The sequence below is a fragment of the Methylocucumis oryzae genome (assembly GCF_000963695.1).
Classification (GTDB): Bacteria; Pseudomonadota; Gammaproteobacteria; order Methylococcales; family Methylomonadaceae; genus Methylovulum; species Methylovulum oryzae.
The window spans coordinates 1-24642 of sequence record NZ_LAJX01000046.1 but is presented as its reverse complement, the minus strand read 5'-3'; the positions used below and the strand labels follow the sequence as shown (position 1 = coordinate 24642).

Below are 24642 nucleotides of genomic sequence, written 5' to 3'. Positions count from 1 at the left end.
ACAACATGCTTGAAATTTTATTAGGGATCGTACTGTTTACCGGAATTGTTATTGCGTTGGTATTTGTCATTATCGGCGCGAAAAGCAAGCTGGTGGCGGAAGGCGATGTTGAAGTTGTCATTAATGAAGAGAAAACTATTCATGTGCCTAGCGGTTCAAAGTTATTAACCGCATTGGCTGATAATGGTTTATTTGTATCGTCGGCCTGTGGTGGCGGTGGTACGTGTGGCCAATGTAAAGTGAAAGTGAAATCGGGCGGTGGTGAAATTTTAGCGACCGAACTAAGCCATATTACTAAACGCGAAGCTGCGGAAGGTGAGCGCCTTGCGTGTCAAGTTTCTGTTAAACACCATATGGATATTGAAGTCGAAGACTCAGTGTTCGGGGTTAAAAAATGGGAATGTAAGGTTAAATCTAACGATAATGTCGCTACATTTATCAAAGAATTAGTGTTGGAATTACCTGAAGGCGAAGCGATTAATTATCGTGCCGGTGGTTATATTCAAATAGAATGTCCACAACATGTTGCTAAATACAGTGATTTCATCGTCGGTGATGAGTATCGCGAAGACTGGGATAAGTTTAACTTATGGCGCTATGTATCAACGGTAAATGAGCCTGTGTTGCGCGCATATTCGATGGCTTCGTATCCAGAAGAAAGAGAAATCATGTTAAACGTGCGTATTGCGACACCACCACCGCGTGCTGCAGAAGATGTGCCCCCAGGTCAAATGTCGTCCTATATTTTCAGCTTAAAACCTGGTGATACCTGTATTGTGTCAGGTCCATACGGTGAGTTTTTTGCAAAAGACACTGATGCTGAAATGGTCTTCATCGGCGGTGGCGCCGGTATGGCGCCTATGCGTTCGCACATTTTCGACCAATTGCGCAGGCTAAAATCTAAACGCAAAATTACTTTCTGGTATGGCGCGCGTAGCAAACGCGAAATGTTCTATGTTGAAGATTTCGATATGTTGGCTAGAGAAAATGAGAATTTTACCTGGCATGTAGCGTTATCTGACCCATTACCTGAAGATAATTGGACTGGCTATACTGGATTTATCCATAATGTCGTTTATGAAAACTTCATTAAAAATCATCCAGCGCCAGAAGATTGTGAGTTCTACATGTGCGGTCCTCCAATCATGAATACGTCTGTTATTAAGATGTTGCTTGATAACGGTGTTGAGCCAGAAAACATTATGTTAGATGATTTCGGCGGCTAATTCCGTCCTTCTACTCTCCCGCTAGCTTTTCTACCGGCGGGAGAATTCTTCGATTCAGTCATTATTCATTTTCATAGCCTACAGTGCCATTTCATTTTATTTTAGGAGCAAGCTATGAAAATTAAAATTCTATTGTTAGGCTTAGGTTTATTGTTTACTAGCCAAGCATTTGCGCTAAGATGTGGGCATCAGTTGGTTAATGTCGGCGATAGTAAACACGATGTCTTAGCAATCTGTGGTCAGCCCGAATCAGTCGATACTCATATTGAACGTCGTGGTGCCAGCCAATTTGTTCGCGGTCACCAACGAGCAGGGGGGCAAAATGGTATTGGTTATGGACAACAGCAATATGTTGAAATCGATGTCGAAGTAGAAGAATGGATTTACGACTTCGGTGCGAGGCGGCTACAACAATATTTGCGTTTTGAAAATGGTCGACTCAAAGAGATAAAAAATTTAGGTCGTGGTGATTGAGTAACACAGGAATACACTATGTTTGATTATTTAATAGCAACTTTTTTGGTCATGTTAATCGTTGTGGGTTTAATGGCGATAGGCGTTATGTTCGGTAGACGCGCAATTAAAGGCACTTGTGGTGGCGTTAATAACGGCGAGTGCGTTTGCGTAGAAAAAGTGCGATAAAAGAAAAAAATTAGAGGCTGAAGGTAAAGTGGTTAACTCATAAACAACACTCTAATGAGTTCAGCCACATTTTATTGGCACGATTACGAAGCCTTTGGCATTGACCCTGCTAGAACTAGACCGGCTCAATTTGCCGGCATACGCACCGATGACCAGTTCAATGTCATTGAAGAGCCGCATATTTATTATTGCCGCTTACCTTTAGATAGCTTGCCTAATCCAGATGCTTGTTTGATTACAGGCATTACTCCACAGGAAACTGACGCAAAAGGTGTTTGTGAAGCTGAGTTTATTAAGCTGATTCACCAACACCTGGCACAACCTAATACCTGTACCTTAGGTTATAACAATATTCGCTACGATGACGAGTTAACGCGTCACTGTTTATACCGAAATTTTTTCGATCCGTATGCTAGAGAATGGCAAAATGGTAATTCCCGTTGGGATTTATTAGATGTTGTCAGGGCGGTTAAAGCGCTAAGACCCGATAATATAAAGTGGCCAAGCACTGAAGAGCAAAAGCCTAGTTTTAAGCTAACCGATTTGACTCATGCTAATGCGATAACGCATGACAATGCTCATGATGCGTTATCGGATGTCTATGCAACCATCGCTTTAGCCCAGTTGATTAAGCAACAACAGCCCAAAATCTTTGCTTACCTGTTAGCGCATAGGACTAAAGCAGAGGCATTAAAGTTGCTTAATCTAGGTAGTTACGAGCCGGTTATCCACGTCTCTGGCAAATATCGTTCAGACCAAAACTGCTTAGCGATTGTCTTGCCGATTTGTCAACATCCCGTCAATAATAATGGCATTGTGGTATACGATTTATCCGTTTCCCCTGAGCAGTTATTGAATTTGTCAGTAGAAGAAATTAGGCAGCGTGTTTTTACTGCTGTCGCTGATTTACCCGAAGACTGTGCTAGAGTCCCGCTAAAAGTCGTGCATGTTAATAAATGCCCGGTTTTAGCGCCTATGAATGCTTTGCGAGCTATAGACATTACGCGCTTAGGGTTAAATATTGAGCTATGTACTAAACATCAACAACTGCTCAAATCCGCATCACCCAGCTTAGAGCAAAAATGTGCTAGCGTTTTTGCGGGGGCTGATGAGTTTCCTAAGTACAATGATCCAGACTTAATGCTATATAGCGGTGGCTTTTTTTTCTGCCGCAGACAAGCAAAAAATAGCGACTATAAGACAGGCTAAACCTGACCAATTAGCGAAATTACACCCTAAATTTGAAGATAAACGCCTTGCTGAAATGCTGTTTAGATACAAAGCCAGAAATTATCCAGAATTATTAAATGTTGATGAAACTCAACGTTGGCAAGAGTTTTGTCGGCAGCGTTTAACAGGGCAAGTAGTTGGAGCAGATATTACTTTTGATGACTATTTCAAGCGTTTGCACGTACTTAAACAAGAACAGGCAAACCCACAGATAATCAGCGCGTTAGAGCAGTATGGCATTGCCAAAAAGCAAGCATTACAGATAAGCTAGCGTCCTTGCTAGCTCTTCTATTTATCCTGATAATTTTTTATATTTCAATCGCTTAGGCTGGTCTGCGTCAGTGCCTAAGCGGCGATGGCGGTCAGCTTCGTAATCTTGATAATTGCCTTCAAACCAAACCACTTGGCTATCGCCTTCAAAAGCTAAAATATGCGTCGCTATTCGGTCTAAAAACCAACGGTCATGCGAAATGACCACGGCACAGCCAGGGAAAGATAATAAAGCCTCTTCGAGTGCGCGTAAGGTTTCAACATCTAAGTCGTTTGTTGGCTCGTCTAATAATAAAACGTTACCGCCGGATTTTAATAGCTTAGCTAAATGCACCCGGTTACGCTCACCGCCCGATAAATCACCTATGCGTTTTTGTTGATCTGAGCCTTTGAAGTTAAATCGGCCAATATATGCGCGCGAAGGTGTTTCATATTTGCCGACGGTGATTAAATCTAAGCCATCAGACACTTCTTCCCATACCGACTTGTTAGCGTCCAAATCATCACGTAATTGATCCACGTAAGATAATTCAACGGTTTGTCCCATTGTTAATGAACCTGAGTCTGGCGGTATTAAGCCAGCCATCATGCGGAATAACGTGGTTTTACCCGCGCCGTTGGGTCCTATGATACCGACGATACCGCCCGGTGGCAGCTTAAAGCTTAAATTGTTAAACAACACGCGGTCGCCAAACGATTTGCTAATATTATCTGCATCAATAACGACATCACCTAAGCGAGGTCCTGGTGGGATATAGATTTCCTGCGTTTCATTACGTTTTTGTACTTCGACGGAAGCTAATTCGTCAAAGCGGGCCAGGCGAGCTTTGCTTTTCGCATGACGACCTTTAGGGTTTGAGCGTACCCATTCTAATTCGGCTTTCATTGCTTTTTGGCGTGAAGATTCTTGTCGCTCTTCTAATAACAAACGCGCACTTTTTTGATCTAGCCAACTCGAATAATTACCTTCCCAAGGAATACCTGAGCCACGGTCTAATTCTAAAATCCAACCAGCGACATTGTCTAAGAAATACCGGTCGTGCGTGACGGCAACCACAGTGCCTGTGTAATCATGTAAAAAGCGCTCTAGCCATGCTACCGACTCGGCATCTAAGTGGTTAGTCGGTTCGTCTAATAACAACATGTCTGGATTAGACAAGAGTAATTGGCATAAAGCGACACGACGCCGTTCACCGCCAGACAATTTGGTGACATCGGCATCCCAATCAGGTAAGCGCAATGCATCGGCGGCAACTTCAAGTTTACGGTCAATATTATGACCATCCATTGCGTTAATCAGGTCTTCTAAGCGCGCTTGATCAGCTGCGAGCTTGTCAAAGTCAGCATCGGGTTCTGCATAAGCGGCATAAACAGCATCTAAGTCAGCTAAGGCATTTTTGACATTGGCTACAGCCTCTTCGACATTGCCGCGCACAGTTTTATTGGGGTCTAATTGCGGCTCTTGGGGTAGATAGCCGATTTTTATGCCTTTTAATGGTATGGCTTCGCCTTCGATTTCTTTATCGATGCCTGCATGATTTTTAATAACGTCGATTTACCCGAACCATTTAAGCCTAATACGCCTATTTTTGCGCCCGGAAAAAAACGATAAGGAAATATCTTTAAGAATATATTTTTTGGGTGGGACGATTTTACCGACCCGGTTCATTGAATAGATATATTGAGCCATATTGAATTACAGTTGGTGGAAAATGCTCTACACAGGTATTATTTCATAGTTAGCCAAGACTGGTAAGTTGTCTTCGCGCTAAAGCCGTTAAATCAGAGCCGTTGTATTTCATCGTATTGTCATGAGAGGTCATTATGCTCGCCTTTTTCTTTATAACCTTAGGAAAATGATGATGAAAAAATCTTGCAATCAATTGCTTATGCTAAGTTTAGGTATGTTGTTAATGGTTACAAACGCTTTAGCGGAATCGCCTGCACCGTCGGTGGTAACGACGATGGCCAATGTAACGGTTAATGTTCCAATACTTGCCCCATCATTAACAGCCTCTGTTGAAACACCGGTATTACATCAATACGATGACGCGCCGCTCACTCCGGATGCCGATGACCCTGCGATTTGGCGTAATAGTGCGAATCCTAAACGTTCATTAGTGATTGCTTCGTTAAAAGATGCAGGCTTACAAGTTTATAATTTGCAAGGTAAGGTCTTACAAACAATTTATCCAGCTAATCACCCGGCTGTGACTGAACAAGATCCACCTGTACCCGGTTTAACATCAGTATTAGCGGCAACGGCTACATGTAAGGGCAGCACAGAGACGTATGGGCGCTTTAATAACGTCGATGTTGTTTATGGCGTTAACATACCAAAACTAGGCCAAGTCGATTTAGCGCTGGCTACTGATAGAGGTTGCGATATGCTTAGAGTTTTTGTTATAGACCCTAGCAAGCCCAACAAGCCATTGCAGGAAATTACTGACACAGATGCGCCACGCGTCTTTAATAATAGAATTTTTCAACCTTCATCGTATCAACCTGCCAGCGACCACGAAGCAGGTGAAAGCGAAAACCCTGTTGATGAACAAAATACCGCGTATGGTTTAACTGTGTTTAAAGACGGAAATAAAACCCGTGTGTTTGTCAGTCAAAGAAGTCGTAGCAGACTTGTAGAATTAGTGTTAAGACCCACTAAAAATGGCACAGTTAGCTACCGGGTGATACGCGATTATCGTTTCCCTGTAGTGCATGACGTGCCTGCTAGCACGAGCACAGAGATGTTGCATTGGGAAGCATGTCGCGAAGACCCTAATGACGATTTACAATTCGAGGGTTTAGCTGTTGATGCTAGGCAAGGTATTTTGTATGCTAGTCAAGAATTAATAGGCGTATGGAAATTGCCTATAGCGCGTTATATTCCAGATGCTGTCGAAGTGATTAATGTATCAGACCATTTTTTGATGGAAAAAGTAAAAACGTTTGCAATGCCTTATGCTGCGATACCCGATGGTGATGAGTTTGAGTGTGAATACGGTGATACGTCATCAGCACCTAGCAATGCGATTATTGTACCCGGTAATGCAGCGTTTGCCGGTCAACATATTGAAGCTGATGCTGAAGGCATTAGCGTGGTTGACAAAAAAGACGGTACAGGTTACGTGATAGTTTCTAGCCAAGGCAACGATACTTTGCAAGTGTATGCGCAAGGAAATTTGTTCAGTAATAATGTCTACTTGGGTGAGGTTACCATTGAAGGTGTGGCAGAAACCGATGGCGTTCATGTGGTTGCCCAGCCATTTAGTAAGTTGTTTCCAGATGGTCTAATGGTTGTACATAACGGTGGTGCAGTAGAGCCAGAGGATACGTCTGATATTAATGGCTATGAATACGATGGCTCTACTCAGTTTAAATATATCAACTTTAAATTGCCGTTTTAGCTGATGGTTTCACTTGTTTAACCAGTTAAAATACAGGTGAAACCTATCTGATTAAAGTTATTTTTATCAATGGCTTTCTTTTTTGTTGAGCTGCTAAAGTGGTCGAGCGGACCGGAAATTTTCATTTTTATAAACAAATTCATTGTATTTTTTGGTTAAATTTCCTATTCTTTACAGGTTTTACTTTTCGACGAGCTGTATTTTTAAAAAATGCAGTTTTTTTTACACCAAGAGAGGTCAATATGAAAAAAACATTAATCACGTTGGGTTTTGCCATGGTTGCATTAACCGGTCAAGCAATGGCTGATGAGTCAATCGAAATCGGTAAAAAGATTTATGAGCGCGCATTTGGTCGTGGTTGCGGCACTTGCCATGACATTTCTTCAAACCCACAATTAACTGCGTTGATTAAAGCCGGTCAATTAGACAGAGCGAAATTTGAAGCAGTATTAAAAGAAGGCAGAGGCGGTATGCCGAAAGCGATTGAAGAAATTATGAAAAATAAAGCCGTTGAAAAAGCAGGTTACGGCGAAGACCAAGCTGTTGATGCCTTATACAAATACTTAGAATCAAAATAAGCGCATCGTAGTATTTCTTGAGTTATGAAAAAAGCCGCTTGGGAGTCTCCCAAGCGGCTTTTTTGTTGTCACTAGTTTATTTAGGAGTTATTTGTGGCGGTGCAAATAACGCACAACGCTTTGTTTGCTAGGTAGTTTTTTCAAATGCCTTAACCAAATACCGGTAATTGCCGCAAATAACAACGCACACGAAGCAATGGTTAAATAAATTAAGCGTTTCAACTGGGACATCTCACGCATAATTTGTTCGTTGCTATTGGCTTTATTCGCTTGGGTGGGCACTGAATAAGCGCGTAGCATTTTGACATCGGTCTTAATGGCTTCTAACTCGCCTAAAGAATTAGTCAATGTCCCGGTACGCAAGCTTTGCTCTAATGTATTGAGCTTGTTTTCTATCGAGCCACTGATTAAGCCGACAACTTGGCCTTTTAACGCATCTACATCGCTCGACACATTGTTGTTTGTCTGGGTACTGTTAATATCATCAGCCGTTATTTTCTTATAATCACCTAAAAAATTACTAGAGGGTAACCATAAAACACCCGCGAGTACGATAACAAACATTAAAAATATCACAGTTCTCAATAGCCAGCGATTAACCACCATGAGTTGCTGGTAGGATGGAATATCTGGCAACACAACAACTTGCATTTCTTTTTTGTTGTTTTTGTTCATTTTTCCCTCTCAAGGCAGGCTGAGTAAGCCTGTTAAGATTTAATTATTATTATGTACTGCGGGGAACGCGTTTAGGCTTTGCGTTGGCGCTTAGCGGCAATACGCATTCTTAACGCGTTTTAATTTAATAAAGCCTTCGGCATCTTTTTGGTTATAAGCGCCTGCATCTTCTTCAAAAGTGGCAATGCTTTCATCGAATAAACTATCGGTTTCCGACATGCGGCCGACAACCATGACATTACCTTTGTATAGTTTTAAGCGTACTTTACCATTAACAAATGCTTGTGACGCATCAATCATGGTTTGTAACATTTTGCGCTCAGGACTCCACCAGTAACCGTTATAAATTAATGAAGCATAGCGTGGCATTAATTCGTCTTTTAAATGCGCGACTTCTCTATCTAACGTTAACGACTCAATGGCTCTATGGGCTTTTAACATGACAGTGCCGGCTGGGGTTTCATAGCAACCGCGTGATTTCATGCCTACATAGCGATTTTCTACAATGTCTAAGCGGCCAATACCGTTTTCGCCAGCGATTTTATTCAATGCAATCATAACTTCAGCCGGTGAGTGTGGCACATCATCAATTGCAACAATGTCGCCTTGACGATAGCTAAGCTCTATATAGCGTGGTTGATCGGGGGCTGCTTCAGGTGAAACCGTCCAACGCCACATCGCTTCTTCGGCTTCTGTCCAAGGGTTTTCTAACACACGACCCTCATAAGAAATATGCAATAAGTTAGCATCCATAGAATAAGGCGATGATTTGCCTTGTTTCATTTCAACTGGGATGCCATGTTTTTCAGCATATTCTAATAGGGTTTGTCTGGACGTCAGTTGCCATTCCCGCCACGGTGCAATCACACGAATATCAGGTCTTAACGCATAAGCGCCTAATTCAAAACGTACTTGGTCATTGCCTTTGCCGGTTGCGCCATGTGAAATCGCATCAGCGCCTGTTTCATTAGCGATTTCAATTAAGCGCTTAGCAATTAAAGGTCTAGCTATCGAAGTGCCTAATAGATATTCACCCTCATAAATGGTGTTGGCGCGAAACATAGGAAAGACGAAATCACGGGCAAATTCCTCGCGTAAATCATCAATATAAATCTCTTTAATGCCTAAACCTTGTGCTTTGGCTCTGGCAGGTTCGACTTCTTCGCCTTGACCTAAATCAGCAGTAAATGTCACGACTTCACAGCTATAAACGTCTTGCAACCACTTTAAAATAACAGACGTATCTAAACCACCTGAGTACGCCAATACTACTTTTTTAATATCCGACATAATACCGTTAACCTCTGGTTAAAAATATCGGGAATTATACCGGAAAAAACGTATCAGGGCAGAGTTGAAACTATCATAAAGGAGGCTGCATTTGGCCTTCACTAAGAATGATAATCTCATCGCCTACCGATAAAATACCTTGTTGGTTGTGCAATACGTTTTGACCAAAATAAACTTTGTTTTGCCATTTACGCGTGCGGCTTAAGGTGGCTAGCGGCTCTTTACCGTATTCGCCGGTCTCAGGATTTAAGCTAGGAATCGCGCAGCGCGAACAAGGTTTAGGTAGTCTGAAGTCTAGGTTGTTAATGCGAATGGCTCGCCAGCCATCTTCGGCATACGCTTCGCAGCCGCTAACCACAAGATTGGGCCTAAACCTAGCCATAGGCAGGTTTAACCCCATTTGCGCATTGAGTAACGCGAGTGAGCTTTCTGAGATGAGTAAAAAAGGGAAACCATCGGAAAATGCCGTTTGATCAGACAGTTGAGCATAGTTTTGATCGACATGGCGAATATCATCGTTGGCTTGATAGACTAAACGGCAAGGTTGTTGTAAAAATTCGCTAAACCATCTGTCTGCTTCATCAGAGACTAAACAAGCACGGCACTGGTCTTGCCAAATAGTGCAGTCTACGCGTCGTTCGCTGTGTTGGGTTAACGGCAATGTGAGCGTTCCCTGCATGGGTGCAGAAATCTGTAAAGCGTGCTCGCTTAGTTCAACATGTATTAACGCCATACGTGGCGAGTTACGCTGACTCATAAAGCGGCCTTGTGCATCAATGAGCATCCATTTGCGGTCATATTTAAAACCGGTTGCTATAACAGGCCATTGGCTAACATTAACCCCTGCTAGCGATTTAATGGGGTAGAGGGTCATTTGACTTAAATAAACTGTAGACATATCGGCTCACAAGAAGATAGGGTTTCAAACGTTTGGGTAATGACAAATCGAACAACTATAATTTTAATCAAGGAGATTTGAACAGTGAAAAATCAATCGCTCAGAAAAACTCATGCAGCCAAAAAAAGTATAAGCATGGCATAATACAGGTTTTTGTTCGCTAGTTGGCGCGTAAAGACAAACTCAAAATGATAGTGGATATCGCAAAATGAAGTTAAATGACAGCAAATTACGTGAGCTAGGTATCGCTGTTGTTCAGGTAGAAGCCCAGGCAATTGCCCGATTAGAAGAGCAGATTAACGAAAATTTTATTGCTGCCTGTAAACTCTTATTCAATTGTAAAGGCCGGGTTGTCGTTACGGGAATGGGTAAATCCGGTCATATCGGTGGCAAAATTGCTGCTACTTTAGCCAGTACCGGGACGCCTGCGTTCTTTGTGCATCCAGGTGAAGCCAGTCATGGCGATTTAGGCATGATTACACCTGCGGATGTGGTTATCGCCTTGTCTAATTCTGGTGAAACGACTGAAGTATTGACGATTTTGCCTATTATTAAACGCTTAGGTGTACCTTTGATTGCGATTACGGGTAATCCGGATTCCACACTGGGCAATTTAGCAACCGTTTGGTTAAACGTTTCGGTAGAGCAAGAGGCTTGCCCGTTAGGGTTAGCACCAACATCTAGTACGACAGCCGCTTTAGTGATGGGCGATGCCTTAGCGGTGTCGTTGCTTGAAGCGCGTGGTTTTACCCGCGATGATTTTGCTATGTCTCATCCAGGGGGGAGTTTAGGCAAGCGTTTATTGTTACGGGTAAGTGATATTATGCATGTCGGTCCTGAATTGCCTTTAGTACCGGAGTCAGCCTTAATTAGTCATGCCTTGTTAGAAATGACTGAGAAAAAATTAGGTATGACGGCTGTCGTCGAGGCTAATAATAGGGTCATAGGTATTTTTACCGATGGTGATTTACGGCGAATGTTAGGGCGTAATTTAGATATTAATATGACGCCCATTACTGAGGTCATGACGCTGCATTGTACTGTGATTGCGCCAGATATGTTGGCGGCAGAAGCCTTACAAATTATGGAACAAAAAAAGATAAATGCGTTAATTGTGGTCGATCAACATCAGTGTGCTATTGGCGCGTTAAATATGCATGATTTATTGATAGCAGGCATCGTGTAATGTATGCGTTAACATCAGATTTAGCCATTATCGAAAAAGCTAAGCAAATCAAATTGCTGATTTTAGATGTCGATGGGGTTTTAACCGATGGTCGTCTTTATTTCGACAACGACGGTAACGAATATAAAAAGTTTTAATGCGCAAGATGGTCATGGTATTAAAATGTTGCGGCAAACGGGCGTGGAGATTGCCGTTATATCCGGGCGTAAATCGGTGGTGGTGGCTAAACGTATGCATGATTTAGGCATTACGCATGTTTATTTAGGTTATGACGACAAACGTGTGGCACTTAGCGAATTATTAGAGAAACTGGCGTTAAGTCCCCAGCAGGCTGCACATGTTGGCGATGATGTCTTAGACTTGCCCATCATGAGTCGGGTCGGCTTAGGCGTTGCCGTTGCCGATGCCAATTTTGCCGTGCAACATTATGCCGATGCGTGTACAACTAGGACAGGTGGTCAAGGTGCTGTGAGAGAAGTGTGTGATTTTATTTTGCAAGCACAAGGCCATTTTGACGCTTTAATCGCAGCTTATTTAGCATGAAGTTCATCGCTCAGCGCTTATATATTTATGCCGCATTATTATCGATAACCAGTTGGTTTTTGCTCAAGTTATTCGATGTGGAAGAGACTAAGCGTACTGAGTTAGCCTTGCATAGGTCGGATTTTTACAGTAACGGCTACGCAAAAGTTGAAATGGACGAGGAGGGGCAAGTAAAAAATAAATTAATTGCTGATAAAATAATACATTACAGCGATGACCGTAATACAGAATTGTTACACCCTGTGTATTATTCTTATTCCGCTGGCTCTAAACCGTCACAATCTGCACCTTGGGTTATTTCTGCTGAAACAGGACGCTTAGCAGCCGATGGCAACGACTTACAGTTAAACGGTAACGCTGTGATACAGCGCGCTGAAGCAACAAACGTTAAACCTATAATAATAAAATCAGCGAATCTAAACGTGCAGCTTAAAACCGGTCAGGCCCAATCAAGCGAGTGGTCTGAGCTGAGCAGTTCAGCGCATCGGACGACAGGACAAGGAATGAAGCTCACGTACAAGCAACCGATTCGCGTTGAGCTGCTACATTCCGTTAAAGGGACCTATGAAACCAAATAACAGCAAAATGTATGTCTTATCTGGGCTTGTTGGACTATTATGGATGCCTACCCATGCGTTCGCGTTAGCAAGCGATGCTGATCAACCGATTACTATTGATTCAAATACAGCCACATATAACGATGCTGATGAAACCAGCACTTACTTAGGCAATGTGATTTCTACCCAGGGTAGTATTCGAGTCAATTCTGATAAGTTAGTCGTGTATTTAAAAGATGGCGAAGTCGATAAATTAATATTTTACCGGTAAGCGAGCAAAATTTAAGCAAACACCTAATGAAGGCAGCGCTGATATTATAGGCGAGGCATCAATCGGAGAGTATTATCCTAAAAAAAATTTGCTAGTCCTTAAAGAGAATGCGACGGTAACGCAAGATAATGCGACCTACGCCAGTGATTATATCGAATATGATATTAAAAGCTCGTTAGTGAAAGCCGGGGAAAAATCATCGGACACAAAACGAGTTCATGTTATATTGAAACCTAAAGCAAGCAAATGATATGGTGACATTAGCGGCTAATGGCTTGATTAAAGCCTATCATAAGCGTAATGTGGTGGATGGTGTTTCATTAGCCATGCAGACTGGTGAGATCGTTGGTTTATTAGGACCTAATGGCGCCGGTAAAACCACGAGCTTTTACATTATGGTAGGTTTAATCAAGGCTGATAAAGGTGTTATTTTGCTAGATGAACAAGATATAACCTATAAACCTATGCATATTAGAGCCAGAGCAGGCATTGGTTATTTACCGCAAGAAGCATCGGTATTCCGCAAATTATCAGTCGCAGATAATATTAAAGCCGTATTAGAAATTAGCGGCGAGCTAGACTCGGCGCAAATAGACTTAGTGATAGACGATTTACTACAAGAATTCCATATTGATCATTTACGCCAGCAACAAGCGTTTAGCTTATCGGGTGGAGAACGGCGTCGAGTTGAGATTGCCAGGGCATTGGCAACTAAGCCAAAATTTATCTTACTTGATGAGCCGTTTGCCGGCGTTGATCCTATTTCAGTCGAAGATATAAAAAAAATAATTGTACATTTGAAACAACGGGGCATAGGCGTTTTTAATTACCGAGCATAACGTCAGAGAAACATTAGGTATCTGTGATAGGGCGTATATCTTAAATAATGGTAAAGTAATCGCAGAAGGTGGGGCTGAGGCTATAGTCGCACACGAGGAAGTGCGTAAAGTCTATTTAGGTAATAATTTTAGCCTTTAGGCAAAGCGTTAATGTACATTAGGTAGTCGTTTACTATGAAACAGTCTTTACATCTTAGACAAGGTATGCAACTCAGTATGACGCCGCAATTACAGCAGGCGATTAAACTGTTGCAAATGTCCACGCTGGATTTACAGCAAGAAATACAACAAGCATTAGAATCAAATATGATGCTAGAGGTGGAAGAGGAGTCTAGTCATTCTGCTTCTGAGCCCGCGTTAGAACATAAAAGCGAACATTCCGACTCCATGACCAGTGAAGGTTCGCAAACCGATATTCCTGATGAATTACCGGTTGATTCAAGTTGGGATGATATTTACGAAAGTGTGGTCGAATTAGGCGGTAATAACGGCGAGGCCGTTGAGTTTGAAGCGCAACGCAGTCAAGCGACAACGCTGCAAGATCACTTGCTATGGCAATTAGAACTTACCCCGTTTACTGACCGTGATTACGAAGTTGCTTTAGCGATTATTGATTCGATTAATGCCGATGGTTATTTATCAACCAGCATTGAAGACATTCATCTGTCTTTGCAAAGCCAATTTGAAGATTTAGAGCTTGATGAAGTCTTAGCGGTTTTGCATAGAGTTCAATATTTTGACCCAGTAGGCGTGGGCGCGGCTGATTTAAAAGACTGTCTGCGACTACAATTACAGCAAATGCCAGAGTTAACCCCGCATCGAAGCGAGGCCTTACAAATCGTTTCTGAGTATTTAGACTTGTTGGCCACGCATGAGCAATCAAAGTTAATGCGCAAGTTAGGTTTGACCGAGCGTCAATTAACTGCGGCGGTTAATTTAATACGTTCGCTAGAGCCTAAGCCTGGTTCTAAAATTCAGCAACAAGAGCCAGAATATGTGATACCCGACGTCTATGTGGTTAAACAAAATGAGCGCTGGCAAGTCCATTTAAACCCTGAAATAGCGCCTAAATTACGCATTAACCCGTTTTATTCGGCCATGATAAAAACGCGCCGATAACAGCAAAGACAATGCGTGTATGAAAGACCATTTACAAGAAGCGCGTTGGTTTATTAAAAGCTTACATAGCCGTAACGATACGTTATTAAGAGTCGCACGCTCAATTATAGAGAAACAAACCGGCTTTTTAGAACACGGTTCGGTTGCAATGAAGCCTATGGTATTACGCGACATCGCCGAAGAACTAGAATTACACGAATCGACTATTTCTAGGGTGACGACGCAAAAATATATGCACACACCTAATGGCATTGTTGAATTCAAGTACTTTTTTTCCAGTCATGTTTCAACCGAAAACGGTGGCGAATGCTCATCAGTAGCGATTAGAGCCATCATCAAAGAATTAATCAGTAACGAAGACCCGACTAAGCCTTTAAGTGATAGCCGGATTGCTGATTTTTTAAACGAAAAAGGCATTAATGTCGCTAGACGCACGATTGCCAAGTATCGTGAAGCGATGTTTATCGCATCATCAAGTCAGAGAAAACGCATTATCTGACGTTCTTACAATTAACAATAATACACCGATCATCTCAAGGAGTTTTACCATGCAAGTGATAATAACAGGCCATCATTTAACCATTACCGAAGCGTTAAAAGCGCATGTCGATGCAAAATTCGCCAAGTTAGCCCGTCATTTCGATAATGTCGCTGATGTCCATGTTATTCTTAGCGTTGAAAAATTAATCCAAAAAGCAGAAGCGACATTACAAATTAGCGGTGCAAAACTATTTGCTGAAGATGAGCAAGAAGATATGTACGCTGCTATCGACAATTTAGTCGATAAATTGGATAGACAAATTATCAAGCATAAAGAAAAAACCGGTAGTCACCGATAACTCTATAGGCATTACGTGGTTAACCTTCATACATGAAGTTATTAATAGTCAGTGGCTTATCCGGCTCGGGTAAAAGTATTGCATTAGATACTTTAGAAGATTGCAATTATTATTGCATAGACAACCTACCGTTAACGCTGTTAGAAGATTTTGTTAACCATGTAATGCTGGTAGATAAAACGACTTACGCCAAAACCGCCATAGGTATAGATGCTAGAAATCAAAGCGAAAGCCTAGCGGCATTTACCGACAATATGGAGCTGCTTCGTAGTAAAGGGATAGATTGCGAAGTTATATTCATGCAAGCCGAAGAAGCCACATTACTTAAACGTTACAGCGAAACCAGAAGACGTCATCCATTGACGGATAGCGATATTCCTCTAAGAGAAGCGCTGAAAATCGAACGAGAAATGCTGACGCCAATAGCGCGTCATGCGAATGTCTTGATTGATACCAGTCGAACCCATTACCACCAATTACGCGAGTTGATTCGTGAGCATATTGGCGAGCGGGATTACCGGCATATTTCCTTACAATTCCAATCGTTTGGGTTTAAACACGGTGTGCCGTTAGATGCTGATTTCGTTTTTGACGCGAGAAGCTTACCCAATCCGCATTGGATACCTGAACTGCGTGTCTTAACCGGAAAAGACCCTGCGGTGATTGAGTTTCTAAACAAACAAGCCATCGTTGCCGAATTTTTTCCAAGAAATTAAAGGTTTTTTAGACCGCTGGATACCGCGTTTTTGAAGCCGAAGGTCGTAGTTATTTAACTGTTGCGATAGGCTGTACGGGCGGTCAGCATCGTTCGGTATTTTTAGTCGATTCTTTGGTTAAACAATTCAAGCAATCTTATCGCAACGTCATTGTTCGGCATAGAGAATTACATTAAGTTTCAATCCATACTCAACTTCATCCGTCGAGTGACCACCCGCCGACGGATAGAGGCCGGTGGATTGTCCGGCCCTGTCAATAGGGCGTTTTAAAAAGGATAACGAGATTCGCGTATCGTTGTCAAAATATAAAAATCCCTCTGAAGGGCGAGGTTTAAGACCCGCAAGGAAATCTGATGAACAGTTACCAACTTGTAACGGCTTTAGCTCTAGCTACCATAAGCGCTACAGGACATACTACTGAAGCGTTTAAAGTCTGCGCTGACCCATTAAATCCACCGTATTCCACGCAAAAACTCGATGGTTTTGAAAACAAAATTGCCGAATTATTTGCCAAAACCTTAAAACAACCGTTGGAATACACCTGGTTTCCTCAGCGTATAGGCTTTATTCGCAATACGTTACTAGCCCCTATCGATGAAAAAGCGGTTGATAGCAAAGAGTTTAAATGCGACGTGGTCATGAATGTACCCGAAGCGTCGGATATGACGTTAAATACCCAGCCGTATTATCGCTCGACGTATGTCTTGCTTATCGCCAAAGGCCGAGGTTTAGACAGTATTAAAGAGCCTGAGCAACTGGCGCAATTGCCTTTGCAACAACAAGAGCAGCTCAAAATTGCCATGTTTGATCGGGGGCCAGGTACGACTTGGCTGCAAAAAAACGGCTTATTAGATCAGGGCATTCCTTATCAATCCATGTCAGGGGATGAAGACAACAATATCGCAATGCAATTAGCTAAGGATTTTAACAGCAAAAAAAATTGATTTAGCGATTTTATGGGGACCCATTGCCGCTTATATCAATGCGCTAAGCCCTAAAGGTAGTTTCACGATGCTACCTATGCACTCAACACCAGGGCTGAAATTCGATTTTGCGATGGCTATGGGGGTACGCAACAACGATAAAGCCAGAAAAGCGGTATTAGATAAATTAATCACTGAAAAGGCTAAAGATATTCAGGCGATTATCTCAAGCTATGGTATACCGTTATTGCCTATAGGCGAAGCTCAGTCTAAACATGATGACGATTAACTGTTTGATTATAAATAATAAATGAAGGATGATTTACCGCCTGCGTTGTTCATCATGGGGCCTACCGCTTCGGGCAAAAGCGCTCTTGCCATACAACTTGCCCAAGCGCTAAGCGGAGAAATTATCAGTGTCGATTCCGCGTTAGTTTATCGCGGTATGGATATAGGCACCGCCAAACCTAGTCTAGCTGAAAGAGCCGCAGTGCCGCATCACTTAATCGATATTTTAGACCCCTCCGAAAGCTTCTCCACCGGTCAATTTCGTAATCAGGCGCTGGCTCTGATGGCGACGATCAGCGCTAATGCCAAATTACCGATATTAGTTGGTGGTACGATGTTGTATTTTCATGCCTTAACCGGTGGCTTAGCTGAATTGCCCAATGCCAATCCGGAACTTAGAGTTAAATTAGATGCAGAATTACACACATTAGGTAAAGACGCGTTACATGCAAGACTTGCAAATGTTGACCCAGACGCCGCCGCACGAATTCATCCCAATGACCCGCAACGTATACAACGTGCGTTAGAAGTCTATGAATTAACAGGCCAATCGTTAACCAGTTATTTTGCGAATAATAAAACAGCCCTACCTTATCGCGTGTTAAAACTCATTGTTGCCCCGGAACAGCGTAAAACTTTGCACGAAAAAATTGCCCAGCGCTTTCAGCTCATGTTACAGCAAGGCTTTATCGACGAAGTGCAAGCCTTATATGCGCGTGGCGACTTAAATGAAACCCTGCCTGCGATTCGTGCCGTAGGCTACCGGCAAGCGTGGTCTTATCTCAACGGCGAATATGATAAAGCCACGATGACCGAAAAAAGCATCATGCAACCCGGCAACTGGCTAAACGACAATTCACTTGGTTGCGCAAAGAGGTCGAGGCTGTCCAGTTAGTTTCAGATGATGAGCAGTTATATGCCAAGGCGTTAAGCGTAAGCCAGCAGCATAGCGTGGGCGTCTTGCCCGCCTGCCGCCCGTAATCCTAGCAAAAACTGCGGTGCTCTGTATGGCAAACAGTAGCGATTTGTAAGTTAAACCACAAAAACACTACCGTTATTGGCTTAACGGTGTCTATTTTGCACAAAGACTAAAAAATCCTCTGCGTTTAGCGGCTTGGAAAACAAATAACCTTGCACATATTCACAGCCTACAGCAGCTAATAATTCGCGTTGACCTTCAGTTTCTACCCCTTCTGCGACGACTTTCAAGCCTAAACGATGCGCCATGACGATAATGGCTTCGGTAATAGCGCGGTCACTTGAATCGCTTTCTAAATCATTAATAAATGAACGGTCGATTTTTAAGTAATCGATATTAAATTTTTTTAAATACCCCATTGCTGAGTAACCCGTGCCAAAATCATCCAGCGATACTTCAATTCCGGCGGCACTAAAGCGGTTTAATTTGCTTAAGATTTCAGCTTTATCATCCAGTAATAAGCCTTCGGTAATCTCAATAACAATCGCTTTTGGATCTAAGCCTATGTTTTGCAAATGAGTAATGCATTCAATATCAGGATAACTACGCACGAATTGTCTAGGCGACATGTTAATACTAATCTTTTTTATAGGCTCGCTCGGTTGTAGCAGATTCCAACGTTTTGCCATTAACGAGGCTTCGCGTAATACCCAGATACCAATGGTATTGATTAAATCGGTTTCTTCCGCCATGGGGATAAATAATGCCGGTGAAATCATGCCAAACTTGGGATGATGCCAGCGCACTAAGGCTTCAGCTTTAACCACTTCATTCGTGCTTAACTCGATGATAGGTTGATAGTGAACGGCTAATTGTTGTTGATTGAGAGCTTCGCGCAAATCGTTAAATAATTGTTGGCGATGTAGCGTTTGTTCTAACATGTCGCGGGTAAATACGCTAAAGTTATTACGCCCTAAGTTCTTAGCCGCATACATGGCTTGGTCGGCACAGCTAATCAGCAATTCAGCGCTCTCGGCATCTTTCGGGTAGCTGGCGATACCAACGCTGGCTGAAACATAGGCCAATTGACCGTCTAAATGAAAAGGTTTTAACATCATATCGACGATATGTTGTGCGACACGTTGTTGCGCATTGATGTCGTTAGTGCCTGCTAAAATCACGACAAATTCATCGCCACCTAAGCGGGCAACGGTATCAGAGTCGCGTATACAGGAGCGTATGCGTTGAGAGGCTTCAATTAATAATCGATCACCGGCGTCATGACCTAAGCTGTCATTGACTTCTTTGAAGCGGTCTAAATCAATAAATAACAACGATAAACCGACTTTGTTTAAGCTGGCTTGGTGAATTTCCTCGCGTAACCGATGGCTTAGCAAACTGCGATTGGGTAAGCCTGTTAAGGTGTCGTAGCTGGCTTGGTGATAAATCTTTTGCTCTATGCGTTTGCGTTCTATAGCAATCGAGCTTAAATGACTCGCTTGTAATAACAGTAAAATATCGGTTGCATGAGGTTCGCCTTTTTCTTTCAGGTAAAGGCTAATGACGCCTAATAAGCCGTCAGTCGACGAAAAAATAGGCTCTGACCAACAGGCTTGTGCGCCAATACTTTTGCTGATTTGTGAGCAAATAGGGTGACTTGGATAAACCGATAAATCTTCAGCAATGACGCGTGTTCCTTTGAATGCGGAGGTAATACCGCAATAACACGGATTCGTATGGTCGCTAAGGTTCAGCGGTGATAAGTGATATGGCTGAGTTTTAGGTAAAGACGGTGCAACCACCATTTCTATTTCATCGGCGTTATCATTGAGTAATAGAATAGTGCAATAACTACCTAGTTAGATGATTCTACATACAGAGCGACTTGCTCTAAAACCCCCTTAAGATTATCGCCATGAGCAATTTTCTCGAACACACGCTGTCGATTGGATTCAGCAATTTGTTGTTGTCTACGCTCGCTAATGTCAAAGCCTAGCGATAACAAACTATTAATACGACCGTGGTTATCGAATTCGGGTACGATTTTTAACGCATAACAACTTAATGAACCAGTTGAATTTTGCCACTCTACCAGGGTTTCTTGAATTTTTCCGGTGCGTTTTGGCCGTCTCAAGAACCTCGGTGAATTGTGCGCCGGTAATATTAGTAGCGAACCATTGTTGTTTAGGTGTGCTGCCGTAGATTTTTTCTGCTGAGGTAGAAAAGGTTTTTAAAAACGATGGATTAAAGAAAATTCTGCGGTATTGCTCATCGTAGCGCACGACACTGATCGGTAAATTATCCACCAATGTGCGTAATTCTTGCTCGCGTTGGGACAGCGCTTGCTCTGAACGCCTTAATGGTGTTAGGTCTTTAGCAATGGTGAGTGCGCCAATCACTTTTTGCTCATCATCTATTTCTGGAATAAACGAAAATAATAAAAAAACGCGGTGGTGTTGCGCTATCAAGTACAAAGTCCCAAGTTTGTGGCTGACCTGTGGCGAGCACTTCACGGACACGGCGTTGATATTCGTCACTAAAACTAGGTACATTTGGGCACGGGGCAGCTTCATCAAAACGTTTTTCCTAAGACATCATCAATGATACCGCCGGATTTCAACCAAGCCGGATTGATATAGGTTCTTCGTGTTTCACAATCATAACGACATAATGGATCAGGCAAGCTATCTGCGAGGGTTCTAAACTCGCGTTCGCGTAAAATTAGTAAGTTCTCCATGCGCTTACGTTCGCTAATATCACGTACTAGCGCCATGATAAACGGTTGGTCGTGGTAAATGATATGGTTTAAGTTAACCTCTACCGGTAATAACACACCGGATTGACAGCGTAACGTCGTTTCAAAGGTTTTAGACAGCGCCTGGTTTTGCGCAGTCCGGCAAAAATCAGTCCACACCTGTGTATTAAAGTCCGGTGCAATGTCTTCAAGCGATAAGGTTAGAAGTTCTTGCTGGTCATAACCTAGTAGTCTACAAGCTTCTTTATTAACTTGTATTAACTGAGCATGTCGACTGATTAAATAAACGGCTTCCCCGATATGGTTAAACGCATGTTCTAGTAGCTTTAATTGCTCTGCCCGCGTCTTATCGCTGCTAATTTCACGCATAATGGTTGAGAGAAACTTAGGATGACCGTTTTCATCTTTATGGGCAACGATACATTGTGAAACCGGCAGTTCATAACCATTACGATGTAATAACGCGCTTTCGCCACGCCAAAACGCCGTGAGCCAACGCAGTTGGAATAGCCGTTTCATTTAATAACTCGATAACCCATTTAGGGTGTAAATCATTAATTTGTAGCGTATTGACCTTGGTGTTTTCATCAAGCCCTACCATGCGCAGGCCGGCAATGTTGATAAATAATATTGTATGGTTTAACTCGGCGTAGCTTATAAAGTCAGCCGATTCTTCCAGTGCATCAATTAACTGCTGTTTTTCAAAATAAAGGCGTTTTCGTTCGGTGATGTCGCGTACTACACATAACGACATGTTTTCATTGTTATATTGATATTGGGTGATATTGACTTCTACTGGAAATGATGAGCCATCTTTACGTTGGTGGCGAGTTTCAAAACACGCATAACCTTGCTCTATCACTTGCTGATGCATGGCATTAATCGCGACCGGTGATAGCGAAAAGTCAATATCGGCCACGCCCATGTTTAGTAATTCGTTTTGGCTATAGCCTAAGGTTTGGCAAGCACTTTGGTTTACATATTTAAACTTAAACGTCGAATCGATAAGATATACTGCGTCGTGCATGTTCTCACAAGCAAACGCGACAAAATCTAAAGGTACTGGAAGATGAGTCGTTAAAGACAGGCTCATAGTATGATTGGCCGACAGGAAGGAGGTTGGTGAAAATGCTGTATTATCATAGCCATCTTAAATTGTATTCATAAAGACACAGGATGTTCAAAGACGGTATGTTTTAGCCAGACATTACCATTCCAAAGTTCAAAGACAATGCTGCGATGTCCGGTACTGCCTAAATGTACGGCTTTGGTCGTAAAGCCATGCAAACGTAATAAATTTTTTCCGGCTCGAATATTATTATCAGGAATACTCAATTCGCGTGTTTGGGAATGAGTTGGAAATTGATTGCCGCCACCAAACATTTTCACTTCGTAGTCTGCCGGGTGACTGGCGGTTTTTTTCAGTTCCAACATAAATAATTGCAAGGCCTCATCGGCATAACGACCATCTAACTGGGCGCAAAAGGAATGCTCGCTACGCTTAGGCAACATATAGTGGCACATGCCACCTATTTTCGCACGAGGATGCCATAACGTAATCGCGACGCAAGAGCCTAGAATGGTTTTTACCCGCGTGTGGCCTTTACCAAAATAAAAATCTCCTGGTTGTAGGAAGACTTCTGTTACTGCTTCGGTAGGGAGCGAGTTATAAGTCATTTTTACGATAAACCGACGGTATTACGGGCTGAAATTCTGAGCTTAAGCCGTGTAACGATTCTGAGTGACTAATAAATAAATAGCCACCGGGTTTTAAACAGTGATAAATGCGTTTAAGTAAGAGTTGTTTAGTTGGTAAATCAAAGTAAATCATGACATTACGCAAAAAAATAATATCAAATACCCCGATTTCCGGTAGTGTTTGAATAAGGTTAGCATAACTAAATGTTACCCGATTGCGTATGACGGGGTCGATTAATAAAAAATCTTGATACTCTTCTTTACCTTTTAAACAGTATTTTTTGAGTAGCAGCCTGGGTATTTTTTCGGCAGCGGCAATAGGGTATAAGCCCCGTCTGGCTTTTTCTAACATCGCTGTCGATATATCGGTACCGATAATTTCCCACTGATAGTTTTTGCTGTATTCAGCAATCACCATCGCTAAAGTATAGGCTTCTTCGCCGCTAGAGCTAGCAGCACTCCAGACTCTAAAGGTTTGGCTGCTACTAATTTTAGGCAAGATTTGTTGGATTAAAAAATCAAAATGCTGTGGCTCGCGAAAAAAATAGGTTTCGTTCGTCGTTAATAAATCAATCGCCATCAACCGTTCGCTTGCAGCATCTGGCTTAGAAATTAATTGGAAATAGTCGTAATAGCTGGTCAATTGATAGTGACGTAAGCGTTTCTCTAATCGACCAGAAACTAAAGCTTTTTTACTATCGTTTAAAGCAATACCTGAGTTTTTGTATAAGTAATCTTTAATCCACAAAAAATTCTTGATCAGTGAGTGGAATATTACTGGGTAATCTAATAGCCGTATCGCTGTCCATGTGTGCTTTTTTTCAATATGAGTATTTCAGTCAGTTATCATCGCATAAAATGCTCAATAATGTGATACCTACAATGATGTTTGACGATGCAGGATAGTAGATTAACCATCGTAGTGTTGTCGTTTAAAAAATTGCATGGTCGTTCAGGGTCTAATGACTAACGCTTATGACTGTACACTTGTTGGTTTAGCGGATGGATGCTCGGTAGTGGATTGACTAATCGCCGTCATTTCTTCTACGGATAATACCCGTTTAACATTCAGCACAATATTAAAACGGTTATTGCGTTTAATCATGCCAGCAATAAAATCAGGACGGATGCCGGTGCCAAAGCTAGGCGGTGGCTCTATATCTTGGCTTTCAATATTGACGACTTCATTAACGGCATCGACGATAATACCCAAGTCTTGGCTTTTAAGCGTCTGGTCATTGGCGTCAGTTTCGACAATGACAATACAGGTGCGCTTGGCAATAGGGGTCGCGCCTTTGCCAAAACGGGCTAATAAATCAATGACGGGGACAACGCGTCCGCGTAAGTTAATCACGCCGCGTACAAATTCTGGCATCATCGGGACTTCAGTTAAATAACCGAAGTCAATGATTTCTTTAATATTAAGAATGCTAACGGCATAAATTTCTTGTGCCAGCATAAACGTTAAATACTGACCCGATTGCGTGGGGGTATGCGCTAAGTTGGTGTTTGAGATAGGTTGAGCTTGTAATGCGTTCATTGTGTTTTCCTCTATCTTTCTTTATTAGGCGTACAAATCTAGGTTTGCATCACTGCCATTAAGTTAAGTATATAAGCATCCGATTTTCGGAGTGCAAGGCTTGCCTTGCACTCGTTGGCTACCAACTTAAGTAGGGACAGGACATTCAGAGCGCATAACGCCAGGGATGGCGTGTAGTAGGGCAACGCAGGAGCAGTTGCCGAGGACGCCGTAAATACATCCCTGTAGGCTTGGYG

The 24642-nt window shown here is 42.4% G+C and carries 27 protein-coding genes and 5 pseudogenes; 20 read left to right on the top strand and 12 right to left on the bottom strand.

The annotated features are described in order from the left end of the window. The first annotated feature begins 5 nt into the window (after positions 1–5). From nqrF to VZ94_RS31680, 5 genes and pseudogenes are all read left to right on the top strand, one after another. Entirely contained in the window at positions 6–1226 is a 1221-nt protein-coding gene (nqrF, locus tag VZ94_RS05450) for an NADH:ubiquinone reductase (Na(+)-transporting) subunit F (protein ID WP_045778463.1), read from the top strand. A 114-nt stretch (positions 1227–1340) separates the two neighbouring features. After that, positions 1341–1700 (top strand): DUF2845 domain-containing protein, encoded by a 360-nt coding sequence (locus VZ94_RS05445; RefSeq protein ID WP_045778462.1) that lies wholly within the window; start codon positions 1341–1343, stop codon positions 1698–1700. 18 nt (positions 1701–1718) lie between these two features. Then, positions 1719–1911: pseudogene (nqrM, locus tag VZ94_RS22275) on the top strand ((Na+)-NQR maturation NqrM). 11 nt (positions 1912–1922) lie between these two features. Then, positions 1923–3077 carry an exodeoxyribonuclease I gene (gene sbcB, locus VZ94_RS05440; protein ID WP_338040256.1) on the top strand — a complete coding sequence of 385 codons (1155 nt, stop codon included), beginning with the start codon at positions 1923–1925 and terminating at the stop codon, positions 3075–3077. After that, entirely contained in the window at positions 3022–3369 is a 348-nt protein-coding gene (locus VZ94_RS31680; RefSeq protein WP_338040255.1) for a hypothetical protein, read from the top strand. Before sbcB ends, VZ94_RS31680 begins: the two co-directional genes overlap by 56 nt. 21 nt (positions 3370–3390) lie before the next feature. Here the strand turns inward: VZ94_RS31680 and ettA are convergent, their stop codons facing one another. Then, positions 3391–4914, bottom strand: coding sequence for an energy-dependent translational throttle protein EttA (gene ettA, locus VZ94_RS05435; RefSeq protein WP_275575140.1), 1524 nt, complete (start codon positions 4912–4914; stop codon positions 3391–3393). A gap of 316 nt (positions 4915–5230) precedes the next feature. Here ettA and VZ94_RS05430 point away from each other — a divergent pair, with 316 nt between their 5' ends. Then, positions 5231–6772 (top strand): phytase, encoded by a 1542-nt coding sequence (locus VZ94_RS05430; RefSeq protein ID WP_045778461.1) that lies wholly within the window; start codon positions 5231–5233, stop codon positions 6770–6772. Positions 6773–7014: 242 nt separating this feature from the next. Then, positions 7015–7350, top strand: a complete 336-nt coding sequence (locus VZ94_RS05425) for a c-type cytochrome (RefSeq protein ID WP_045778471.1) — start codon at positions 7015–7017, stop codon at positions 7348–7350. 87 nt (positions 7351–7437) lie between these two features. Here the strand turns inward: VZ94_RS05425 and VZ94_RS05420 are convergent, their stop codons facing one another. The 3 genes and pseudogenes from VZ94_RS05420 to VZ94_RS05410 all read right to left on the bottom strand — a co-directional run bounded on the left by VZ94_RS05420 (position 7438) and on the right by VZ94_RS05410 (position 10213). Then, positions 7438–8025 (bottom strand): hypothetical protein, encoded by a 588-nt coding sequence (locus VZ94_RS05420; RefSeq protein ID WP_045778460.1) that lies wholly within the window; start codon positions 8023–8025, stop codon positions 7438–7440. 71 nt (positions 8026–8096) lie between these two features. Then, positions 8097–9315: pseudogene (locus VZ94_RS05415) on the bottom strand (argininosuccinate synthase). 73 nt (positions 9316–9388) lie between these two features. Further along, on the bottom strand, positions 9389–10213 hold the full coding sequence (locus VZ94_RS05410; protein ID WP_045778459.1) for an MOSC domain-containing protein: 825 nt from the start codon (positions 10211–10213) through the stop codon (positions 9389–9391). Positions 10214–10421: 208 nt separating this feature from the next. On the opposite strand from VZ94_RS05410, the gene VZ94_RS05405 reads away from it, so the two are divergent. The 13 genes and pseudogenes from VZ94_RS05405 (at position 10422) to miaA (ending at position 18389) form a co-directional block, all read left to right on the top strand. Then, a complete protein-coding gene (locus VZ94_RS05405) occupies positions 10422–11399 on the top strand; it encodes a KpsF/GutQ family sugar-phosphate isomerase (protein ID WP_045778458.1) in 978 nt (325 codons plus the stop codon). Further along, a complete protein-coding gene (locus VZ94_RS33075) occupies positions 11399–11536 on the top strand; it encodes a hypothetical protein (RefSeq protein ID WP_439097699.1) in 138 nt (45 codons plus the stop codon). The genes VZ94_RS05405 and VZ94_RS33075 overlap by 1 nt, the downstream gene beginning before the upstream one ends. After that, positions 11487–11942, top strand: a complete 456-nt coding sequence (locus VZ94_RS05400) for a KdsC family phosphatase (protein ID WP_439097698.1) — start codon at positions 11487–11489, stop codon at positions 11940–11942. The genes VZ94_RS33075 and VZ94_RS05400 overlap by 50 nt, the downstream gene beginning before the upstream one ends. Further along, positions 11939–12520 carry an LPS export ABC transporter periplasmic protein LptC gene (lptC, locus tag VZ94_RS05395; RefSeq protein ID WP_045778457.1) on the top strand — a complete coding sequence of 194 codons (582 nt, stop codon included), beginning with the start codon at positions 11939–11941 and terminating at the stop codon, positions 12518–12520. The genes VZ94_RS05400 and lptC overlap by 4 nt, the downstream gene beginning before the upstream one ends. Continuing rightward, positions 12507–12770 carry an LptA/OstA family protein gene (locus tag VZ94_RS31675; RefSeq protein WP_338040254.1) on the top strand — a complete coding sequence of 88 codons (264 nt, stop codon included), beginning with the start codon at positions 12507–12509 and terminating at the stop codon, positions 12768–12770. Before lptC ends, VZ94_RS31675 begins: the two co-directional genes overlap by 14 nt. A gap of 43 nt (positions 12771–12813) precedes the next feature. After that, positions 12814–13020: an LptA/OstA family protein gene (locus VZ94_RS31670; RefSeq protein ID WP_338040257.1), complete on the top strand. Its 207-nt coding sequence runs from the start codon at positions 12814–12816 to the stop codon at positions 13018–13020. A 1-nt stretch (position 13021) separates the two neighbouring features. After that, positions 13022–13748 (top strand): annotated as a pseudogene (lptB, locus tag VZ94_RS05385) (LPS export ABC transporter ATP-binding protein). Between the two features lie 35 nt (positions 13749–13783). Next, a pseudogene (locus tag VZ94_RS05380) lies at positions 13784–15227 on the top strand (RNA polymerase factor sigma-54). Between the two features lie 49 nt (positions 15228–15276). Beyond that, positions 15277–15567: a ribosome hibernation-promoting factor, HPF/YfiA family gene (gene hpf / locus VZ94_RS05375; protein WP_045778456.1), complete on the top strand. Its 291-nt coding sequence runs from the start codon at positions 15277–15279 to the stop codon at positions 15565–15567. A gap of 32 nt (positions 15568–15599) precedes the next feature. Beyond that, positions 15600–16459: pseudogene (rapZ, locus tag VZ94_RS05370) on the top strand (RNase adapter RapZ). Between the two features lie 177 nt (positions 16460–16636). Continuing rightward, on the top strand, positions 16637–17227 hold the full coding sequence (locus VZ94_RS05365) for a hypothetical protein (protein ID WP_338040253.1): 591 nt from the start codon (positions 16637–16639) through the stop codon (positions 17225–17227). A gap of 67 nt (positions 17228–17294) precedes the next feature. Next, complete coding sequence (locus VZ94_RS31665; protein ID WP_338040252.1) at positions 17295–17495, top strand: hypothetical protein; 201 nt, start codon at positions 17295–17297, stop codon at positions 17493–17495. Positions 17496–17516: 21 nt separating this feature from the next. Then, positions 17517–18389 (top strand): tRNA (adenosine(37)-N6)-dimethylallyltransferase MiaA, encoded by an 873-nt coding sequence (miaA, locus tag VZ94_RS05360; RefSeq protein WP_439097697.1) that lies wholly within the window; start codon positions 17517–17519, stop codon positions 18387–18389. Between the two features lie 167 nt (positions 18390–18556). Here miaA and VZ94_RS05355 read toward each other — a convergent pair whose 3' ends face one another. The 8 genes from VZ94_RS05355 to VZ94_RS05325 all read right to left on the bottom strand — a co-directional run bounded on the left by VZ94_RS05355 (position 18557) and on the right by VZ94_RS05325 (position 24406). Beyond that, positions 18557–20218, bottom strand: a complete 1662-nt coding sequence (locus tag VZ94_RS05355) for a putative bifunctional diguanylate cyclase/phosphodiesterase (protein WP_052700240.1) — start codon at positions 20216–20218, stop codon at positions 18557–18559. Between the two features lie 50 nt (positions 20219–20268). Further along, positions 20269–20418 carry a hypothetical protein gene (locus VZ94_RS25795; protein ID WP_157844858.1) on the bottom strand — a complete coding sequence of 50 codons (150 nt, stop codon included), beginning with the start codon at positions 20416–20418 and terminating at the stop codon, positions 20269–20271. Between the two features lie 19 nt (positions 20419–20437). Further along, the gene (locus VZ94_RS05350; protein ID WP_131655476.1) at positions 20438–20887 is read right to left on the bottom strand and encodes a PAS domain-containing protein; all 450 of its coding nucleotides are present in this window, start codon (positions 20885–20887) and stop codon (positions 20438–20440) included. Between the two features lie 98 nt (positions 20888–20985). After that, complete coding sequence (locus VZ94_RS05345; RefSeq protein ID WP_045778454.1) at positions 20986–21687, bottom strand: PAS domain-containing protein; 702 nt, start codon at positions 21685–21687, stop codon at positions 20986–20988. Next, positions 21617–22261, bottom strand: a complete 645-nt coding sequence (locus VZ94_RS05340; protein WP_045778453.1) for a PAS domain-containing protein — start codon at positions 22259–22261, stop codon at positions 21617–21619. Before VZ94_RS05340 ends, VZ94_RS05345 begins: the two co-directional genes overlap by 71 nt. A gap of 68 nt (positions 22262–22329) precedes the next feature. Beyond that, a complete protein-coding gene (locus tag VZ94_RS05335) occupies positions 22330–22845 on the bottom strand; it encodes a chemotaxis protein CheD (protein WP_045778452.1) in 516 nt (171 codons plus the stop codon). Further along, the gene (locus VZ94_RS05330) at positions 22835–23614 is read right to left on the bottom strand and encodes a CheR family methyltransferase (protein WP_239649657.1); all 780 of its coding nucleotides are present in this window, start codon (positions 23612–23614) and stop codon (positions 22835–22837) included. Before VZ94_RS05330 ends, VZ94_RS05335 begins: the two co-directional genes overlap by 11 nt. 225 nt (positions 23615–23839) lie before the next feature. Next, positions 23840–24406, bottom strand: a complete 567-nt coding sequence (locus VZ94_RS05325; RefSeq protein ID WP_052700239.1) for a chemotaxis protein CheW — start codon at positions 24404–24406, stop codon at positions 23840–23842. Positions 24407–24642 lie beyond the last annotated feature (236 nt).